General features: G+C 54.9%; 23 protein-coding genes. 15 read left to right on the top strand and 8 right to left on the bottom strand.

The features are described 5' to 3' along the window. Positions 1-2: 2 nt before the first annotated feature. Positions 3-407, bottom strand: a complete 405-nt coding sequence (gene flgC, locus F0320_RS07815; RefSeq protein WP_008500814.1) for a flagellar basal body rod protein FlgC — start codon at positions 405-407, stop codon at positions 3-5. 3 nt (positions 408-410) lie between these two features. Then, complete coding sequence (gene flgB / locus F0320_RS07810) at positions 411-827, bottom strand: flagellar basal body rod protein FlgB (RefSeq protein WP_023311135.1); 417 nt, start codon at positions 825-827, stop codon at positions 411-413. Positions 828-984: 157 nt separating this feature from the next. Between flgB and flgA the strand changes: the two genes are divergently transcribed. The 3 genes from flgA to flgN all read left to right on the top strand — a co-directional run bounded on the left by flgA (position 985) and on the right by flgN (position 2,461). Continuing rightward, on the top strand, positions 985-1,644 hold the full coding sequence (gene flgA, locus F0320_RS07805; RefSeq protein ID WP_126328229.1) for a flagellar basal body P-ring formation chaperone FlgA: 660 nt from the start codon (positions 985-987) through the stop codon (positions 1,642-1,644). 93 nt (positions 1,645-1,737) lie between these two features. Further along, positions 1,738-2,031, top strand: coding sequence for a flagellar biosynthesis anti-sigma factor FlgM (gene flgM, locus F0320_RS07800; RefSeq protein WP_047650855.1), 294 nt, complete (start codon positions 1,738-1,740; stop codon positions 2,029-2,031). Between the two features lie 4 nt (positions 2,032-2,035). Continuing rightward, the gene (gene flgN, locus F0320_RS07795) at positions 2,036-2,461 is read left to right on the top strand and encodes a flagella biosynthesis chaperone FlgN (protein WP_008500818.1); all 426 of its coding nucleotides are present in this window, start codon (positions 2,036-2,038) and stop codon (positions 2,459-2,461) included. A gap of 59 nt (positions 2,462-2,520) precedes the next feature. On the opposite strand, the gene murJ is transcribed toward flgN, so the two are convergent. From murJ to rimJ, 4 genes are all read right to left on the bottom strand, one after another. Beyond that, positions 2,521-4,056, bottom strand: coding sequence for a murein biosynthesis integral membrane protein MurJ (murJ, locus tag F0320_RS07790; RefSeq protein ID WP_126328228.1), 1,536 nt, complete (start codon positions 4,054-4,056; stop codon positions 2,521-2,523). A 129-nt stretch (positions 4,057-4,185) separates the two neighbouring features. Continuing rightward, on the bottom strand, positions 4,186-5,109 hold the full coding sequence (locus tag F0320_RS07785) for a Gfo/Idh/MocA family protein (RefSeq protein WP_126328227.1): 924 nt from the start codon (positions 5,107-5,109) through the stop codon (positions 4,186-4,188). A gap of 2 nt (positions 5,110-5,111) precedes the next feature. Beyond that, positions 5,112-5,762, bottom strand: coding sequence for a YceH family protein (locus tag F0320_RS07780; protein WP_126328226.1), 651 nt, complete (start codon positions 5,760-5,762; stop codon positions 5,112-5,114). A 9-nt stretch (positions 5,763-5,771) separates the two neighbouring features. Further along, positions 5,772-6,356 (bottom strand): ribosomal protein S5-alanine N-acetyltransferase, encoded by a 585-nt coding sequence (gene rimJ / locus F0320_RS07775; RefSeq protein ID WP_008500822.1) that lies wholly within the window; start codon positions 6,354-6,356, stop codon positions 5,772-5,774. Between the two features lie 236 nt (positions 6,357-6,592). Here rimJ and mdtH point away from each other — a divergent pair, with 236 nt between their 5' ends. The 9 genes from mdtH (at position 6,593) to F0320_RS07730 (ending at position 13,271) form a co-directional block, all read left to right on the top strand. After that, a complete protein-coding gene (gene mdtH / locus F0320_RS07770; protein WP_047650852.1) occupies positions 6,593-7,801 on the top strand; it encodes a multidrug efflux MFS transporter MdtH in 1,209 nt (402 codons plus the stop codon). A gap of 123 nt (positions 7,802-7,924) precedes the next feature. Beyond that, a complete protein-coding gene (locus tag F0320_RS07765) occupies positions 7,925-8,485 on the top strand; it encodes a lipoprotein (protein WP_045910186.1) in 561 nt (186 codons plus the stop codon). 126 nt (positions 8,486-8,611) lie between these two features. Further along, complete coding sequence (gene pyrC / locus F0320_RS07760) at positions 8,612-9,658, top strand: dihydroorotase (RefSeq protein ID WP_126328224.1); 1,047 nt, start codon at positions 8,612-8,614, stop codon at positions 9,656-9,658. A gap of 74 nt (positions 9,659-9,732) precedes the next feature. Further along, complete coding sequence (gene dinI / locus F0320_RS07755) at positions 9,733-9,978, top strand: DNA damage-inducible protein I (protein ID WP_008500826.1); 246 nt, start codon at positions 9,733-9,735, stop codon at positions 9,976-9,978. 274 nt (positions 9,979-10,252) lie between these two features. After that, positions 10,253-10,507 (top strand): biofilm formation regulator BssS, encoded by a 255-nt coding sequence (gene bssS / locus F0320_RS07750; protein WP_008500827.1) that lies wholly within the window; start codon positions 10,253-10,255, stop codon positions 10,505-10,507. Between the two features lie 116 nt (positions 10,508-10,623). Continuing rightward, positions 10,624-11,742 (top strand): N-methyl-L-tryptophan oxidase, encoded by a 1,119-nt coding sequence (solA, locus tag F0320_RS07745; RefSeq protein ID WP_126328223.1) that lies wholly within the window; start codon positions 10,624-10,626, stop codon positions 11,740-11,742. Positions 11,743-11,802: 60 nt separating this feature from the next. Then, positions 11,803-11,916: a YceO family protein gene (locus F0320_RS07740; protein ID WP_126328222.1), complete on the top strand. Its 114-nt coding sequence runs from the start codon at positions 11,803-11,805 to the stop codon at positions 11,914-11,916. A gap of 208 nt (positions 11,917-12,124) precedes the next feature. Beyond that, entirely contained in the window at positions 12,125-12,691 is a 567-nt protein-coding gene (locus F0320_RS07735) for a cytochrome b (RefSeq protein WP_126328221.1), read from the top strand. 1 nt (position 12,692) lies between these two features. After that, positions 12,693-13,271: a YceI family protein gene (locus F0320_RS07730; RefSeq protein WP_126328220.1), complete on the top strand. Its 579-nt coding sequence runs from the start codon at positions 12,693-12,695 to the stop codon at positions 13,269-13,271. A gap of 41 nt (positions 13,272-13,312) precedes the next feature. Here the strand turns inward: F0320_RS07730 and F0320_RS07725 are convergent, their stop codons facing one another. Next, the gene (locus F0320_RS07725; RefSeq protein WP_047650848.1) at positions 13,313-14,362 is read right to left on the bottom strand and encodes a rhodanese-related sulfurtransferase; all 1,050 of its coding nucleotides are present in this window, start codon (positions 14,360-14,362) and stop codon (positions 13,313-13,315) included. A gap of 221 nt (positions 14,363-14,583) precedes the next feature. Here F0320_RS07725 and F0320_RS07720 point away from each other — a divergent pair, with 221 nt between their 5' ends. The 3 genes from F0320_RS07720 to F0320_RS07710 all read left to right on the top strand — a co-directional run bounded on the left by F0320_RS07720 (position 14,584) and on the right by F0320_RS07710 (position 17,340). Beyond that, positions 14,584-15,510 (top strand): Kdo(2)-lipid IV(A) acyltransferase, encoded by a 927-nt coding sequence (locus tag F0320_RS07720; protein WP_047650847.1) that lies wholly within the window; start codon positions 14,584-14,586, stop codon positions 15,508-15,510. A gap of 140 nt (positions 15,511-15,650) precedes the next feature. Further along, a complete protein-coding gene (gene mdtG, locus F0320_RS07715; protein ID WP_047650846.1) occupies positions 15,651-16,868 on the top strand; it encodes a multidrug efflux MFS transporter MdtG in 1,218 nt (405 codons plus the stop codon). A 97-nt stretch (positions 16,869-16,965) separates the two neighbouring features. Further along, the gene (locus F0320_RS07710; protein ID WP_023311118.1) at positions 16,966-17,340 is read left to right on the top strand and encodes a MysB family protein; all 375 of its coding nucleotides are present in this window, start codon (positions 16,966-16,968) and stop codon (positions 17,338-17,340) included. Between the two features lie 6 nt (positions 17,341-17,346). On the opposite strand, the gene F0320_RS07705 is transcribed toward F0320_RS07710, so the two are convergent. Continuing rightward, positions 17,347-17,574 carry a YceK/YidQ family lipoprotein gene (locus tag F0320_RS07705; RefSeq protein WP_047650845.1) on the bottom strand — a complete coding sequence of 76 codons (228 nt, stop codon included), beginning with the start codon at positions 17,572-17,574 and terminating at the stop codon, positions 17,347-17,349. Positions 17,575-17,627 lie beyond the last annotated feature (53 nt).

The following is a 17,627-nucleotide window of genomic DNA, read 5'->3' as shown; positions in this document are numbered from 1 at the left end:
CTTTACTGGCCGAGAGTGAGCGTTTTGAGCATCATGCTCTTCACGGTATTAAGCACTTCGACGTTGGCCTGGTAACTACGGGATGCCGACATGGAGTTCACCATCTCACCCACCACATCCACGTTTGGCATCTTCACGTATCCGCTGGCATCCGCGAGCGGGTTACCCGGCTCATACACCAGCCTGTCCGGCGCCTGGCTCTCTACCACATCAGAGACCTTCACGCCGCCCGTTGCCGCGCCCGGCGCAGCATCGACCTGAAAGACAACCTGTTTGGCACGATAAGGCTGGCCGTCGGGTCCGGTTACGCTGTCGGCGTTCGCCAGGTTACTGGCAGCCACGTTCAGGCGTTTGGACTGCGCGGTTAACGCCGAACCGGCAATATCAAAAATATTCAACAAGGCCATCTATCAGTTCCCCCCCTGCAGGACGTTCATCATGCCTTTGATTTGTCCGCCGAGTACGGTCAGGCCCGTCTGGTATTTCAGGCTGTTATCGGCAAACTGGGTACGCTCCCGGTCCATATCCACGGTGTTACCGTCGAGTGAGGGCTGATCGGGAATACGGTAAAGTAAATCGGTCGCTGGCGCGGTCATCGCCTGAGCAGGAATATGGCGAGAGGATGTCATGGCAAGTGCAACACCCGTTCCTTCGGCACGTCCACGCTCCATCACCTTTTTGAGCTCACTGGAAAAATCAATATCGCGCGCCTGAAACCCTGGGGTATCGGCGTTAGCGATGTTGGCGGCTAAAATCTCCTGCCGCTGGGCGCGTAAATTGAGCGCTTCCTGCTGAAAACGTAACGCGGCGTCGAGTTTATCGAGCATGTCTCCTCCGCTGATGGCAAAATTTCAGTTCACAGCTTAAATCTCACCCGGTCTCCCCTATCGACGGAATAAGCGCAAAATGCGTCGCTATTTATTGCGTTGATGCAAAACCACTGCAGGTAGAATTCATTCAACTCTGGAAACGGTGGAACTTGCGATGCAAACGTTAAAACGTGCCCTGATGGCAACTTTCTTGCTGTTTAGCCCTCTGGTGCAGGCTGAAGGCTTACAGGAGCGGCTGACGGCTTTTTTTGCTGAAAAGCTGGCGGGCTTTAGCGATGACGTTACCGTTACCCTACGTACCCCACCGAATCTGTACCCGACCTGTGACCAACCGTCATTCAGCGTGACGGGAACCACACGGCTGTGGGGGAACGTGAACGTGCTGGCCCGCTGCGCCAACGAAAAACGCTATTTACAGGTTGCAGTTCAGGCGATGGGCAATTATGTTGTCGCCGCCGTGCCCATTGCGCGCGGCAGCGTGCTGCAGACGAACAGCGTGACGTTAAAACGCGGCCGTCTGGATCAGCTGCCTCCACGCACCATGCTGGAATTAAACCAGGCACAGGACGCCGTCAGCCTGCGTGATGTCGCCCCCGGCCAGCCGATGCAGCTCTCAATGCTGCGTCAGTCGTGGCGGGTAAAAGCGGGCCAACAGGTGATAGTGGTGGCCAACGGAGATGGCTTTAGCATCAACAGTGAAGGGAAAGCGTTAAACAATGCCGCGGTGGCGCAAAACGCCCGCGTCAGAATGTCCTCAGGCCAGGTGGTGAGCGGAACCGTCGATGCTGATGGGAATATTCTGATTAACCTGTAATCTTTTTAAAGATTTCGCGGCGCGTGCCGATAAATATTTCACTAATGATGATGTCAGGCGCAAACGCCGCGAACCCTCGATGAGGACAACACTATGAGCATTGATCGTACATCAGCCCTGAAGCCGGTAAGCACTGTACAACCTCGCGAAACGAATGACGCTCCTGCGCAGAAAACGCGTCTGGAAAAACCGTCAACGTCCAACAGCACCAGCGTGACCCTGAGCGACGCGCAGGCAAAACTGATGCAGCCAGGCAGCAACGATATCAATATGGAACGTGTTGAAGCGCTGAAAACGGCTATTCGTAACGGTGAGCTGAAAATGGACACCAGCAAAATCGCTGACGCCCTGATTCAGGAAGCACAGAGTTTCTTACAGAGTAACTAACCGTATGAGTCGACTGTCAGAAATACTGGATCAAATGACGGTTGTTCTTAACGACCTGAAAACGGTAATGGACGCTGAACAGCAGCATCTCTCTTCCGGTCACATCAACGGCAGCGCGCTGCAGCGTATTACTGAAGATAAGAGTTCGCTACTGGCGACGCTGGATTATCTGGAGCAGCAGCGCCGCGCTGAGCAGGATCCTAAGCGTAGCGCCAATGACGATATTATTGAGCGCTGGCAAACCATTACCGAAAAAACCCAGCACCTGCGCGACCTAAACCAGCACAACGGCTGGCTACTGGAAGGTCAGATTGAGCGTAATCAGCAGGCGCTTGAGGTATTGAAACCGCATAAAGAAACCGGACTGTACGGTGCGGATGGTCAAACAGCGACTGCGCGTATTGCGGGAGTTAAAAAGATTTCGATTTGACGCCTGGGCGACAAATCATGCAGCGGGGAGCACCATAAGGTGAACTCCCCTTTTGGCGTTTATGCCGTACGGCGGGCAAACTCTTTCACTTTGAACCCCAGCACCGCCAGCGTGGCAAAATAAGCCACCACCCCGACGCCTACCACGGCCATAAGCCGCATCAGACGATAAGGCATGGTGCCGAGGGACCACTCCGGCATCACGTACATCATGCCGAGCAGCGCGGCTGACATCACCAGTACCGCAACGATCAGACGTACCAGGAAACTTCCCCACCCCGGCTGCGGCGTAAAGATATCCTGCTTGCGCAGCTGCCAGTACAACAGCCCGGCATTCAGACAGGCCGCCAGACCAATAGACAGCGACAGGCCGGCATGCTTCAGCGGACCAATAAATGCCAGGTTCATCAGCTGCGTCATAATCAGCGTCACAATGGCAATTTTCACCGGCGTTTTAATGTCCTGACGCGAGTAGAACCCTGGCGCCAGCACCTTGACGACGATCAGCCCCATCAATCCGACCGAGTAGGCAATCAGCGCGCGCTGGGTCATGGCGGCATCAAAGGCGGTGAATTTCCCGTACTGGAAGAGCGACACCGTCAGCGGTTTGGCCAGAATACCCAGCGCCACCGCGCTCGGCAGGGCCAGCAGGAAGCAGAGACGTAACCCCCAGTCCATCAGGCGGCAATACTCATCGTGATTGCCGCTGGCAAAGCTTTTCGACAGCGACGGCAGCAGGATGGTCCCCAGCGCTACGCCCAGCACCCCGGACGGGAACTCCATCAGGCGGTCGGCATAGTACATCCAGGAAACCGAGCCGGACACGAGGAAAGAGGCAAAGATGGTGTTAATGATAAGCGAGATCTGGCTGACGGAGACGCCGAGAATGGCGGGCCCCATCTGCCTGATCACGCGCATCGCCCCGGCATCTTTGAGGTTGATGCGCGGCAGCACCAGCATGCCGATTTTTTTCAGATGCGGCAGCTGATACGCCAGCTGCAGCACGCCGCCGACGGTGACCGCCCAGGCCAGCGCCAGCACCGGCGGATTGAAGTTCGGCGCGGCGAATAGGGCAAAGCCGATCATGCTGACGTTGAGAAACGTCGGCGCAAACGCCGGAACAGAGAAGCGGTTCCAGGTGTTGAGGATCGCCCCCACCAGCGAGGCCAGCGAGATCAGCAGAATATAGGGGAAAGTAATGCGCAGCAGCTGCGAGGTCAGGGCAAACTTGTCGGCCGTATCGGCAAATCCGGGCGCGGTCACCATAATCACCCACGGCGCGGCCAGCATCCCGAGGACGGTCACCACCGCCAAAGCCAGCGTCAGCAGCCCGGAGACATAAGAAACAAAGACGCGCGTCGCGTCTTCACCCTGCTTGCTTTTATATTCCGCCAGAATGGGCACGAATGCCTGGGAAAACGCCCCTTCAGCAAAAATACGACGCAGCAGGTTCGGCAGTTTGAACGCGACGAAAAAGGCGTCCGTGGCCATCCCTGCACCAAATACCCTTGCCACAATGGCGTCGCGCGCGAAACCCAGCACGCGGGAAAACATGGTCATCGAGCTGACGGCCGCCAGCGATTTTAATAAGTTCATTAACGTGAATTTCCAGAACCATACGGATTTCCAGGACGGGCAAGCGTAAGCGCCACCCGGCAAAGCCTACAAGCGGCGCTTAGTCTACCCGGATTTCAACGAATTACTATCCGCAGATGTTACAGCGAGTTATTCGCTCATGGCCTCGCGCCAGAGCCTTTCCACAATGCGCTGCGCCATAATGGCCTGCTCGCCGGACGTTTCAGGAACCGTCTGATTTTGCACGCAGGTGATAAAGTGACGGGCGCATCCTGCGAAACCGCGCTGCTCGAGGGTGCTCTGCCAGCCTGGCGCCGGCAGCGTCACCACGCCGTTGCCCTTCTCTTCCCGCCACTCGCGCATGTCCGTAATGTCGTACAGCGCGCCGTCGGTCACCGCCTGCACGGATTCACGCTGGCTTCCCGCCCGACGGTGCATGCTGGTGGTAATCTGAAGATGCTCAACGGCAAAGTGGTGCTCCGCGTAGACCATCTCCCCCTGGTCATTCGTTAACAGGGTACCGCTTTTCAGCAGCGCTTCGCCGTTGCTCAGCCACAGCGCCGTATCCACAACGTGCAGATAATCATCCAGAAGGGTGAAGCGCAGATCGTTTGGCCCAATGCTGTCGGTGCGGTGCTTATCCATCCGCAGCGAGGCAAGCGTGCCCGACTGTGCCTTCAGCTGCTGGTAAAGCGGTGCGAAGCGGCGGTTGAAGCCCACCATCAGCGTCAGTTTTTTGCGCGCCGCCAGCTCAATCAGCCGTTCGGCATCCTGAACATTTTCCGCCAGCGGCTTATCCACGCAGACGTGAACCCCCGCATTGAGCAGTTCGCTCACCACCTGATAGTGGGTTGCCGTTGAGGTATGCACAAAAACCGCATCACACTCGCGGGCCAGATCCTGCAGTGAGGCGGCATACGGAATGCGCCAGGTTTCGCAGATACGTTCTGCCTTTTCTCGGGTGGGTGACCATGCCCCTTGCAGGGTCCAGTCCGTCGCCGCACCTAATACAGGCAGCCAGGCTTTTTGCGCGATGCCGCCGAGCCCCACCACGCCTACGCGTAATTTTTTCACCGTCAGTCTCCCAGATGTGCCAGCAATGCGTCCAGACGCTGTTTCAGCCCGGCGACCTCTTCTTCCAGCGCCTCTACGCGCGCGGCAAGAGTGTCATTGCTTGCTGAGGATCCCGCGTCGCTCTCCACGGTTGCGACATCGACGTCGCCGCTGAACAGGTGCATATAGCGGCTTTCACGTTTGCCCGGCTCGCGCGCCAGACGCGCCACGTATGGGCCGTCTTCGCGTGAGGCCAGCCCTTCCAGGGTCTGCTCAACTTCCTGCATATCGTTGAACTCATGCATACGGGAAGCGCGCGTGCGCAGTTCTCCCGGCGTCTGCGCTCCGCGCAGCAACAGCGTAGTGATGACCGCCACTTCCGCACTGCTCAGCTTCAGGTCGCCAAATTCGGAGTTACAAAAGCGCTGTTCGTATTTGGTCACGCGGTTGCCAAAGCCGCTGACGGTGCGCAGATAGTGGCGTTTTACCAGCGCATCCAGCACGTCCTGAACCTCATGCTCGCTGAGGTTCATCACCGGCTCGCGGTTGGTCTTCTGGTTGCAGGCCATGGTTACGGCGTTAACGGAGAGCGGATACTGCTCCGGCGTGGTGACCTGTTTTTCGAGTAAGCACCCAATTACGCGCGCTTCGGTACCGTTTAGCTGATACTTCATCTTTTCTCCTTAACGACCTGCGGTCCAGTCCCGGGTGGTTAACGCCGTCAGAACGTGGTCGCGCCACTCTCCGTCTATCAGCAGATAGTCTTTGGCGTAACCCTCTTTCTCGAACCCTAAGCGCGCCAGCAAATTGCCGCTGCGCTGATTGTGCGGCATATAGTTCGCCATGATGCGATGGATATGCTGCGTGCGTTGCATATAGCGGATCGCCACCGTTAACGCCTCGTACATCAGCCCCTGCCCCTGCCATTTCTGGCCGATGGAGTAGCCAAGGTAGCAGGCGTGAAAAGACCCACGCACCACGTTTGAAAAATTGGCGATCCCGATAATCTCTTTCTCTTCAGGATCCAGCAGCGCGAAATAAAACGCGCTGCCCTGCTTGTGAAATTCCGTAATCATGCTGAGGCGCGCCTGCCAGCCGGAAGGGTAACAATGGCTCTCATCCCGAACGGGTTCCCAGGGTTTTAAAAACTGGCGATTCTCGGCGTAATAATCCGCCAGACGCCAGGCATCACGCTCATGCACCAGACGAACGACCAGCCGGTCCGTTGTCAGACGCACTTTTGGCACATTACTGCGATAGCCAAACATCGATACCACTCCTTCCCGTCACTTCTGCTTACCCATTAGCTTTACTATACCTGTGCCTTTGCCGTCTGTGAAAACAGTGACATACCATTTTCACCTCTTTTCACATTTTTCGATGAGAACTCTCTATCAAAGCACCCTTTTGATAAAAAAATATTGTCACCTCTGGGGGTGGGAAAAAACGCGGCGACACCGCAGAATGTTAGCGTGCTCACCTTCTTATTTTCCCTGGAGGGAAAATGTCCCGCGTATCACAGGCCAGGAGCCTGGGTAAATATTTCCTGCTCGTCGATAACATGCTGGTCGTGCTGGGCTTTTTTGTCGTGTTCCCTCTCATCTCGATTCGCTTCGTCGATCAAATGGGCTGGGCGGCATTAGTGGTCGGTATTGCGCTGGGGTTACGCCAGTTTGTCCAGCAGGGGCTGGGCGTCTTTGGCGGGGCCATTGCCGACCGCTTTGGCGCTAAACCGATGATCGTTACCGGCATGCTGCTGCGCGCGGCAGGCTTTGCCACGATGGCGGTCGCCCAGGAGCCCTGGCTGCTCTGGTTCTCCTGTTTCCTCTCCGGTATCGGGGGCACGCTGTTCGATCCTCCACGCACCGCGCTGGTGGTGAAGCTTATTCGCCCTCAGCACCGCGGCCGTTTCTTCTCGATTCTGATGATGCAGGACAGTGCCGGGGCAGTTGTCGGCGCCCTGCTGGGAAGCTGGCTGCTGCAGTATGACTTCCGTCTGGTCTGCGCCGCCGGTGCGGTGCTCTTTATTCTGTGCGCGCTGTTTAATGGCCTGTTCCTGCCCGCCTGGAAACTGTCGACGGTCAAAGCGCCGGTCCGGGAAGGGCTTGGCCGCGTCCTGCGCGATAAACGTTTTGTCACCTATGTGTTGACCCTGACGGGATATTACATGCTGGCTGTACAGGTCATGCTGATGCTGCCGATCATGGTTAACGACATCGCGGGGACCCCTGCAGCCGTTAAATGGATGTACGCCATCGAAGCCTGCCTGTCGTTAACGCTGCTCTATCCGATTGCCCGCTGGAGCGAGCGGCGTTTTCGTCTGGAGCATCGCCTGATGGCCGGGCTGTTCCTGATGACGCTGAGCATGATGCCGATCGGCCTGGTGAACTCTCTCCAGCAGTTGTTTACGCTGATTTGCACGTTCTATATTGGCTCGATCATCGCCGAGCCTGCCCGTGAAACGCTGAGCGCCTCACTTGCGGATGCGCGTGCGCGCGGCAGCTATATGGGGTTCAGCCGGCTGGGGCTGGCGCTTGGCGGCGCATTAGGTTACGCCGGTGGCGGCTGGTTGTTTGATGCCGGCAAAGCGTTTAACCAGCCCGAACTCCCGTGGATGATGCTCGGCGCGGTGGGCTTTATGACGCTCCTTGCCCTGTGGTGGCAGTTCAGCCCGAAACGCAGCGCGAGCGGCATGCTCGAGCCAGGCGCGTAGCCTTTCCCTCGGGCGGGAGCTCCTCCCGCCCCACTTCTCAGTTTTTTCTGCTGGTTTCTGCCCATTCACGCTGACATACTGGCGCAACAGGACAGAAGCGCCGATTTTTCGTTGAGGAACACTATGAAGAAAATTGTCTTAGCCGCGGCATTAGTTGTCAGCGGTCTGCTGGTTGGCTGTAACCAGCTCACGCAATATACCGTCAGTGAACAGGAAATTAATCAGGCGCTGGAAAAACATAACAATTTCTCGAAAGACATTGGCGTACCGGGGCTGGCGGACGCCCATATCGTGCTCACAAACCTGACCAGCCAGATTGGACGTGAAGAGCCAAACAAAGTCACCCTGGCCGGTGATGCGGATCTCGATATGTCATCCCTTTTTGGCAATCAGAAGGCCAACATCAAGCTCAAGCTGAAGGCGCTCCCTGTTTTCAACAAAGAGAAAGGGGCAATTTTCCTGCAGGAGATGGAAGTCGTCGATGCGCAGGTGTCGCCGGACAAGATGGCGCCGGTTCTGCAAACCCTAATGCCCTATCTCAACCAGTCGCTGCGTAATTACTTTAACCAGCAGCCCGCGTACGTCTTAAGCGAAGACAAAAGCAAGGGTGAAGCTCTGGCGAAAAAATATGCAAAAGGTATAGAGGTGAAACCAGGAGAAATTATCATTCCTTTCACCGATTAACCTGAAGGGCGCTACGGCGCCCTTTTTTTTACGGAAAAGTGTGCAAACGAAAACGTTTCCGCTTATGATTTGTGTCCGGCAAAAACAGCCATCCTTATGACTGATTCCTGACAAGCCGGAGCTTCCATGACTGCACAACCCCAGGTTCTTAAAATCCGCCGCCCTGACGACTGGCATATCCATCTGCGTGATGGCGATATGCTGAAAACCGTCGTGCCTTATACCAGCGAAATTTATGGCCGCGCGATTGTCATGCCTAACCTGGTTCCACCAGTCACCACCGTCGATGCCGCTAAGGCCTATCGCCAGCGCATCCTGGATGCCGTTCCTGCGGGACACGATTTTACCCCGTTGATGACCTGCTATCTTACCGACTCGCTGGACCCGAACGAAGTGGAGCGCGGGTTTAACGAAGGCGTATTTACGGCGGCGAAACTCTACCCGGCGAATGCCACCACCAACTCCAGCCACGGCGTTACCAGCATTGATGCCATCATGCCGGTTCTGGAACGCATGCAAAAACTGGGCATGCCGCTGCTGGTCCATGGTGAAGTCACGCATGCCGAGATTGACATCTTCGACCGTGAAGCCCGCTTTATCGAGACCGTAATGGAGCCTCTGCGCCAGCGCCTGCCCGCGCTTAAAGTGGTCTTTGAGCATATCACCACCAAAGACGCGGCAGAGTACGTGCGCGACGGCAACGATCTCATCGCCGCTACCATTACGCCGCAGCACCTGATGTTTAACCGTAACCACATGCTGGTGGGTGGGGTGCGTCCTCACCTGTACTGTCTGCCGATTCTCAAGCGCAACATCCACCAGCAGGCGCTGCGCGAGCTGGTCGCCAGCGGATTCACCCGCGCGTTCCTTGGCACCGATTCCGCACCTCACGCCCGCCACCGCAAAGAGGCAAGCTGCGGCTGTGCAGGCTGCTTCAACGCTCCAACGGCACTGGCCAGCTACGCGACCGTCTTTGAAGAGATGAACGCGCTCGAACATTTTGAAGCCTTCTGCTCCCTTAACGGCCCGCGCTTCTACGGCCTGCCGGTCAACGACACTTTCATCGAACTGGAGCGTAAAGCGAGCCACGTTGAGGAGTCCATTGCGCTGACGGATGACACGCTGATCCCGTTCCTGGCGGGTGAAACCGTTAACTGGACGGTAAAACGTTAAAAAATCAATGCCCCTTGTTGTCAAACCGATAATATACCTGTATAAATAAACAGTATATTACACAGGGGGCATTTATGCGTATTGAAGTCACCATAGCCAAAACAACTGTTCTGCCTGCCGGCGCGCTTGATGCACTGGCAGGCGAATTATCCCGCCGTATTAACAACACCTTTCCCGACAACGCGGGTGCCGTAACGGTGCGTTACGCCGCGGCGAACAACCTCTCCGTCATTGGTGCTGCGAAAGAAGATAAAGATCGCATCAGCGAAATCCTGCAGGAAACGTGGGAAAGCGCAGACGACTGGTTTATCACAGATTAACACTGCTCCCTCATTGTGTTTTTTTGCCGGGTCGCCCCGGCTTTTTTTTGTCTAAAAATCCTGCAAGTTCAAATTAATTCGGCATCTTCTTTAAAAATCGTGAACGAGATGGTGTTTTATTGTTCGAACAATCCTAAAAAGCAGAAAAATGTGTTGCCACCTGTTTATTTTTCCCGTTGGAACCCTTATTACTTGGTATACTGAAGTTGCTTTCAGAAAAACATGCATTGAACCTCAAAGCCGTTGTCTTCTAACACGCATTAAGGGGGTTATAATGGAAAAGAATAGTGAAGTGATCCAGACCCATCCACTGGTTGGCTGGGATATCAGTACCGTAGATAGCTACGATGCGCTGATGCTGCGTTTGCACTACCAGACCCCGAATCAACTCAACCGTGAAGAAGCGGAAGTTGGACAGACGCTGTGGCTAACAACAGACGTCGCCCGTCAGTTTATTTCTATTTTAGAGGCAGGTATTGCAAAAATAGAATCTGGCGACTATCAGGAAAATGAGTATAAACGGCACTAAGCTTATGCCCACTTTTCTCTCTACAGGCACCCTCGCGGTGCCTTATTTATTTCTCCCTTGTCTAACCCCGCGTTGTTAATTACTCTGCTAACAAAACATCAGTTTACGAGATGCATATGAGATACGACTTAATCATTATTGGTAGCGGCTCCGTGGGTTCCGCTGCCGGTTATTACGCAACGCAGGCAGGTCTGAAGGTCCTGATGATCGATGCCCACCTTCCTCCCCATGCGGAGGGTAGCCATCATGGCGATACCCGCCTCATGCGCCATGCGTATGGAGAAGGCGAGCGCTATGTACCGCTGGTGCTTCGCGCCCAGACGCTGTGGGACGAGCTGGCGAAGCAGACCGAAGAGCGTATTTTTGAGCGTACCGGCGTCATCAACCTTGGCCCTGCCCATTCTGATTTTCTCGCCAGCGTCGAGCGCAGCGCAAAAGCCTATAATCTTGATGTCGAGAAGCTGGACGCGACGGGCATTACCGCGCGCTGGCCTGAAATTACCGTCCCGGATGATTACATCGGCCTCTTTGAAGCCCACTCTGGCGTGCTGCATTGTGAAACGGCGATCAAAACCTGGATCGATCTTGCCGCGAAAGCTGGCTGTGCGCAGCTGTTTAACTGTCCGGTAGAGGCTATCACCCATGACGTGAATGGCGTCACGGTAACGACCCTTGACGGTGACTATTCAGCGTCCCGCCTGCTCGTCAGCGCAGGAACCTGGGTTACTCGCCTGCTGCCGAAACTGCCAATCCAGCCGGTACGTAAGGTCTTCTCCTGGTTCCAGTCGGATGGGCGCTACAGCGCGCAGAATAAATTCCCGGCCTTCACCGGCGAATTGCCGAATGGCGATCAGTTCTACGGTTTCCCTTCCGAGAAAGACGCGCTGAAAATCGGTAAACACAACGGGGGCCAGGTTATCTCCTCCCCTGAAGAGCGTAAACCCTTCGGTGCCTGGCCACAGGATGGTTCAGAAGCCTTCTCGTTTCTGCGCAATATTCTTCCAGGCGTTGGCGGCTTGCTGTATGGCGCGGCCTGTACCTACGACAACACGCCGGATGAAGACTTTATCATTGATACGCTGCCGGGGCATGACAACGTTCTGCTGATCACCGGGCTAAGCGGCCACGGCTTTAAATTTGCTTCCGTGCTAGGTGAAATCGCCGCGCAGTTTGCCCAGGGCATCACGCCGCAGTTTGATCTGACGCCCTTCTCCCTCTCGCGTTTTAACGGATAATCCGCCACGGGCTCCGGAGGTACCGGAGCCCATTTCACTCACACTGCATTACGGGTCATTATGCGCAGGATCGTTAGCTTTCTGATGAATAATATTCGCGAGCATTTTATGCTCTATATCTTACTGTGGGCGCTGCTGGCCATTATTGATTTTATTTACATTGTATTTTATTGAAAGCCCCGATTGACAATAATTGACATTTATTTAGCTTTACTGAAACTCTCAACTCCATCTTGCACGAAGACATTGAATTACCTTTATCAATCCTGTTCAAAAGCGCTGAAATAAATAAAATAAAAATCAATAGACAATTATTTCAGTTGCAATATCACATCTTCCCGTTCATTTTTACCCTTCGGTTAATTTGAAAATGGACATTCTGATGCAACTGCGTAACTCCTCCCGGCGCTACGGAATAATATCCATAGGTTTGCACTGGATATTTGCTCTTGCCGTCTACGGTATGTTTGGCCTTGGCCTCTGGATGGTCACGCTCAGCTATTATGACGGCTGGTATCACCAGGCACCGGAGTTACATAAAAGCATTGGCGTTCTCCTGATGTTGGGGCTGGTCTTCCGCGTGATCTGGCGACATATTTCCCCGCCGCCCGCCGCGCCAAAGACCCACAGCAAATTTACCCGCGTCAGTGCAGTCGCCGCGCATATTGCCCTCTATGCACTGCTGTTTGGCATCCTGATTAGCGGCTATCTCATTTCGACGGCTGACGGTAAGCCGATTAACGTCTTTGGCCTGTTCGAGGTTCCGGCAACATTTAGCGATGCCGGGGCGCAGGCCGACACGGCGGGCGTCATTCACCTCTGGCTTGCCTGGAGCGTGGTGATCCTGTCCGTGCTGCACGGGCTTGCCGCCCTCAAACACCATTTTATTGATAAAGACGATACGCTAAAGCGCATGCTTGGCCGCTCGTCAGTTGACTCTGGAGCATAAAATGAAAAAACACCTGCTGGGTATCGCCCTGGGTTCTCTGTTATTCACCACCGGTTCCGCCGTGGCGGCTGATTATAAAATTGATAAAGAAGGTCAGCACGCTTTCGTCAATTTCCGTATTCAGCACCTGGGATATAGCTGGCTGTACGGCACCTTTAAGGATTTTGACGGCTCGTTCACCTTTGACGAAAAAAATCCCGCGGCCGATAAAGTCAATGTGACGATTAATACGAACAGCGTCGACACGAACCACGCAGAGCGCGATAAACACCTGCGCAGTGGGGAGTTCCTCAACGTCGCGAAATTCCCGCAGGCGACCTTCACTTCAACTGAGGTGAAGAAAGACGGTGATAAGCTAAATATTACCGGCAATCTGACGCTTAATGGCGTAACCAAACCGGTCACGCTTGATGCTAAATTACTGGGTCAGGGTGACGATCCGTGGGGCGGTAAACGCGCAGGTTTTGAAGCGGTGGGTAAAATTCACCTGAAAGATTTTAATATCACAACGGATTTAGGCCCGGCGTCTCAGGACGTTGAGCTGATTATATCCGTTGAAGGTATACAGCAGAAATCATAATAGATTCGCCCGGCAGGCTTTCGCCGTGCCGGGCGTTATTATCATTCCGGATCAGGGATACCCAGTTTGGTGTTCAGACGGCCGCGTGATTTATTAAAAATCTTGTTGCCGTTTTCACGTCCTGCGCGACGGCGACGCTGCTCTTCTTCCGGCAGGATGCTCTCTTCGCTGCACAGTTCGCTACAGCAGCCGTTAAACTTCTCGGCACAGGCCGGGCACTGAATAAATAGCAGATGACACCCGTCGTTTTTGCAGTTGGTGTGGGTATCACACGGTGCGCCGCACTGGTGGCACTGGGCAATAACGTCTTCCGAGATACGCTCACCCATCCGCTCGTCAAAGACAAAGTTTTTCCCGATAAAGCGTACCGGTAAACCCTGCTCACGGGCGCGGCGGGCGTACTCGATAATGCCGCCTTCAATATGCCAGACCTTATTAAAGCCGTTGTGCTTCATCCACGCGCTGGCTTTCTCACAGCGGATACCGCCGGTGCAGTACATAACGATCTTTTTATCTTTATGTTCCTGCATCATCTCAACCGCTTTGGGCAGCTGCTCGCGGAAGGTATCGGCCGGGATTTCCATCGCGTTCTCAAAATGCCCCACTTCGTACTCATAGTGGTTACGCATATCAATGAACACGGCATCCGGATCGTCCAGCATCGCATTCACTTCCGCAGCCTTGAGATATTCACCGACATCCGCCGCGTTAAACTCGGGATCGTCGATACCGTCCGCCACGATGCGTTCACGCACCTTCATGCGCAGCACCCAGAAGGATTTCCCGTCATCATCCAGGGCAATGTTCAGGCGCAAGCCGTTAAGGGCAGGGTCAAATTGATAAAGTACGTCACGGAAGGCGCTGACTTTACTTTCCGGTACGCTAATCTGCGCGTTGATGCCTTCACGGGCAAGGTAGACGCGTCCGAAGACGTTCAGCGCCGTGAACGCCTGATAAAGCGCATCGCGGGTCGCCTGCGGATCGTCGATCGTGAAGTATTTATAGAAAGAGATGGTTGTGCGCGGTTCGGTTTCAGCCAACATACGCGCTTTCAACATCTCATTCGACACGCGGTTGTGTAACACTGGCATGGTGTACAGTCCTGGGATCGTTAGAGAGAATGAAAAATCGGTCGGCATCATATAGCAAACAAAACCAATTTACATCCCCACAATTTACGCTACATTTCACACACCCTGATTAATCAGGCTTAACAATTGCTGTATTCGTGTACGCTTCGAAAGCAGATATTTTGGCTATGTCTCAAAAAATGAGACACTAGCAAAACAGGACGTTTGAACACAGGAAAGACATGACCCAGTTACCAAAATTTACTGCCGCCCTTTTGCATCCCCGCTATTGGTTGACCTGGCTTGGCATCGGCTTTTTATGGCTTCTGGTACAGCTTCCCTACCCTGTTATTTTTCGGTTGGGTAAATTTCTGGGCCGTTTCGCACAGCTGTTTATGAAGCGTCGCGCCAGAATCGCGTACCGCAATCTTGAGCTCTGTTTTCCGCAGATGAGCGAGTCAGAGCGTCACGATATGGTCGCGAAGAATTTCGAATCCGTCGGGATGGGGCTCATGGAGACCGGCATGGCGTGGTTCTGGCCGGACAAACGCATGGCCCGCTGGAGCGAGGTAACGGGAACCGGCATGGAGCCTGTGCATACGCTTCAGGCCAACCAGACGGGCGTTTTGCTGATTGGCGTCCATTTCCTGACGCTGGAAATCGGGGCACGCATGTTCGGCATGCAGGCGCCGGGCATTGGCGTTTATCGTCCTAACGATAACCCGGTCATTGATTTAATCCAGACCAACGGCCGCATGCGTTCCAACAAAAGCATGATCGACCGTAAGGATCTGAAGGGGATGATCCGCGCGCTGAAATCCGGTGAAGTGGTCTGGTACGCCCCCGACCACGACTATGGCCCGCAGGCCAGCGTATTTGTTCCCTTCTTCGCCGTTGAAGAGGCCGCCACAACGACCGGTACCTGGATGCTGGCGCGGATGTCTAAAGCCGCCATCGTGCCTTTCGTCCCTCGCCGTAAGCAGGATGGTTCAGGCTACGAGCTAATGATGCTGGAACCGGAGCTTGCGCCACCGCTTGACGATGCGGAAACCACCGCGCGCTGGATGAACAGCGTTGTGGAGAAGTGCATCATGCTGGCGCCCGAGCAGTATATGTGGCTGCACCGCCGTTTTAAAACGCGGCCACAAGGCACGCCGTCCCGCTATTAATCCTCATGCGGTCCTCAGGGCCGCATGCCGTTTTAGCTTTAAAAGCTCCTCGTCATTGCGGCAATCATAACCCAGGCGCATAATTAGCAGGCTTATTACTTTATGCTTCAGGTGCTCTGCACCTCATTATGCGGATAGTTATGTCACCCTCAGATGCCCCCATAAACTGGAAGCGTAACCTCACGGTTGCGTGGCTTGGCTGTTTTCTCACTGGCGCTGCGTTTAGCCTGGTCATGCCCTTCCTGCCGCTCTACGTCGAACAGCTTGGCGTGACGGGCCACAGCGCGCTCAATATGTGGTCCGGTCTGGTATTCAGCATCACGTTTCTCTTTTCCGCGATGGCCTCGCCCTTCTGGGGCGGCCTTGCCGACCGCAAGGGACGTAAAATCATGCTGCTGCGTTCGGCGCTGGGGATGGCCATTATCATGGCGCTGATGGGCGTGGCGCAGAACGTCTGGCAGTTTCTGATCCTGCGCGCGCTGCTGGGCCTGCTGGGGGGATTCATTCCCAACGCGAATGCGCTGATTGCCACGCAAATTCCCCGCCATAAGAGCGGCTGGGCGCTCGGGACGCTCTCTACCGGCGGCGTGAGCGGTGCTCTGCTGGGACCGCTGGCCGGGGGATTACTGGCGGATAACTACGGCCTACGCCCGGTGTTCTTTATCACCGCCAGCGTGTTGTTCCTGTGCTTTATCGTCACCCTGGTCTGTATCCGGGAAAACTTCACGCCTGTCGCCAAAAAAGAGATGCTCCACGCCAGGGAGGTGCTGACCTCGCTCAAAAATCCCAGACTGGTGCTGAGCCTGTTCGTGACGACAATGATTATCCAGGTGGCTACCGGGTCGATTGCCCCTATTCTGACGCTGTACGTTCGCGACCTGGCAGGTAACGTCAGCAGTATTGCGTTCATCAGCGGGCTGATTGCCTCCGTACCCGGCGTGGCGGCGCTGCTGAGCGCCCCGAGGCTTGGTAAACTGGGGGACCGGGTGGGTCCCGAGAAAATCCTGATCTGCGCGCTGGCGATCTCCGTCCTGCTGCTTATCCCGATGTCGATGGTGCAGTCTCCGTGGCAGCTGGGCTTACTTCGCTTTTTGCTGGGTGCCGCCGACGGCGCGTTGCTGCCCGCCGTACAGACCCTGCTGGTTTACAACTCCACGAACCAGATTGCCGGGCGTATTTTCAGCTATAACCAGTCATTCCGCGATATCGGTAACGTCACCGGACCGCTGCTCGGGGCCGGGATCTCCGCCAGCTTCGGTTTTCGCGCCGTCTTTATCGTGACGGCGGGCGTCGTGTTGTTCAATGCCATTTATTCATGGTTCAGTTTATCCCGCGCGCTGCGGCCCGTGACGGAATAAGACGAACGCCTGACAGCTTATTTTCGCATTCATACTTGCAGAATCTTATATTCAGCTATTCTTTCCCTGAAACCTTCTGGAAAACAGGGAGACACCAATGACCATGTACGCCACGCTGGAAGAAGCTATTGATGCCGCTCGTGAAGAGTTCCTCGCCGACAACCCCGGCGTTGAAGAAGAAGATGCTGACGTGCAACAGCTTAATATCCAAAAATACGTTCTGCAGGATGGGGATATTATGTGGCAGGCCGAATTCTTTGCCGATGAAGGTGAAGAAGGGGAATGTTTGCCGATATTAAGTGGTGAAGGTGCGCAGGCCGTCTTTGATGGCGACTATGACGAAATAGAACTTCGGCAGGAATGGCTGGAAGAGAACACCCTGCACGAGTGGGATGAGGGTGAGTTTCAGCTCGAGCCGCCGCTGGATACGGAAGAAGGTCAAACCGCAGCCGATGAGTGGGACGAGCGTTAATTTACGCTATTCGTAAGGGCCGTGGCTGGCATCGATCGGCAGCAACAGCGTGTCGAAAATCAGCGAAAACGGCAGATCGAGCACGGTCAGGTAGCGCCACGCGGAATCACGGAGATCCCATTTCACGCCCGGGTAATACTGATTTCCGTGGCCTTGCCCTGGAATGGTGCGACTGATGATACTGCCGCAGCCGCTGAGCAGGCATGCCATCATGATGATGATGATGATTCTCATCTCTAACCTCTAAAAAAATACCGGCCTCACAGCCGGTATTTTGTTTATTACGG

The organism is Enterobacter dykesii (genome assembly GCF_008364625.2).
GTDB classification, from domain to species: Bacteria; Pseudomonadota; Gammaproteobacteria; order Enterobacterales; family Enterobacteriaceae; genus Enterobacter; species Enterobacter dykesii.
Note: the sequence above shows the minus strand (reverse complement) of the source record. Positions and strands in the feature narration are given on the sequence as shown.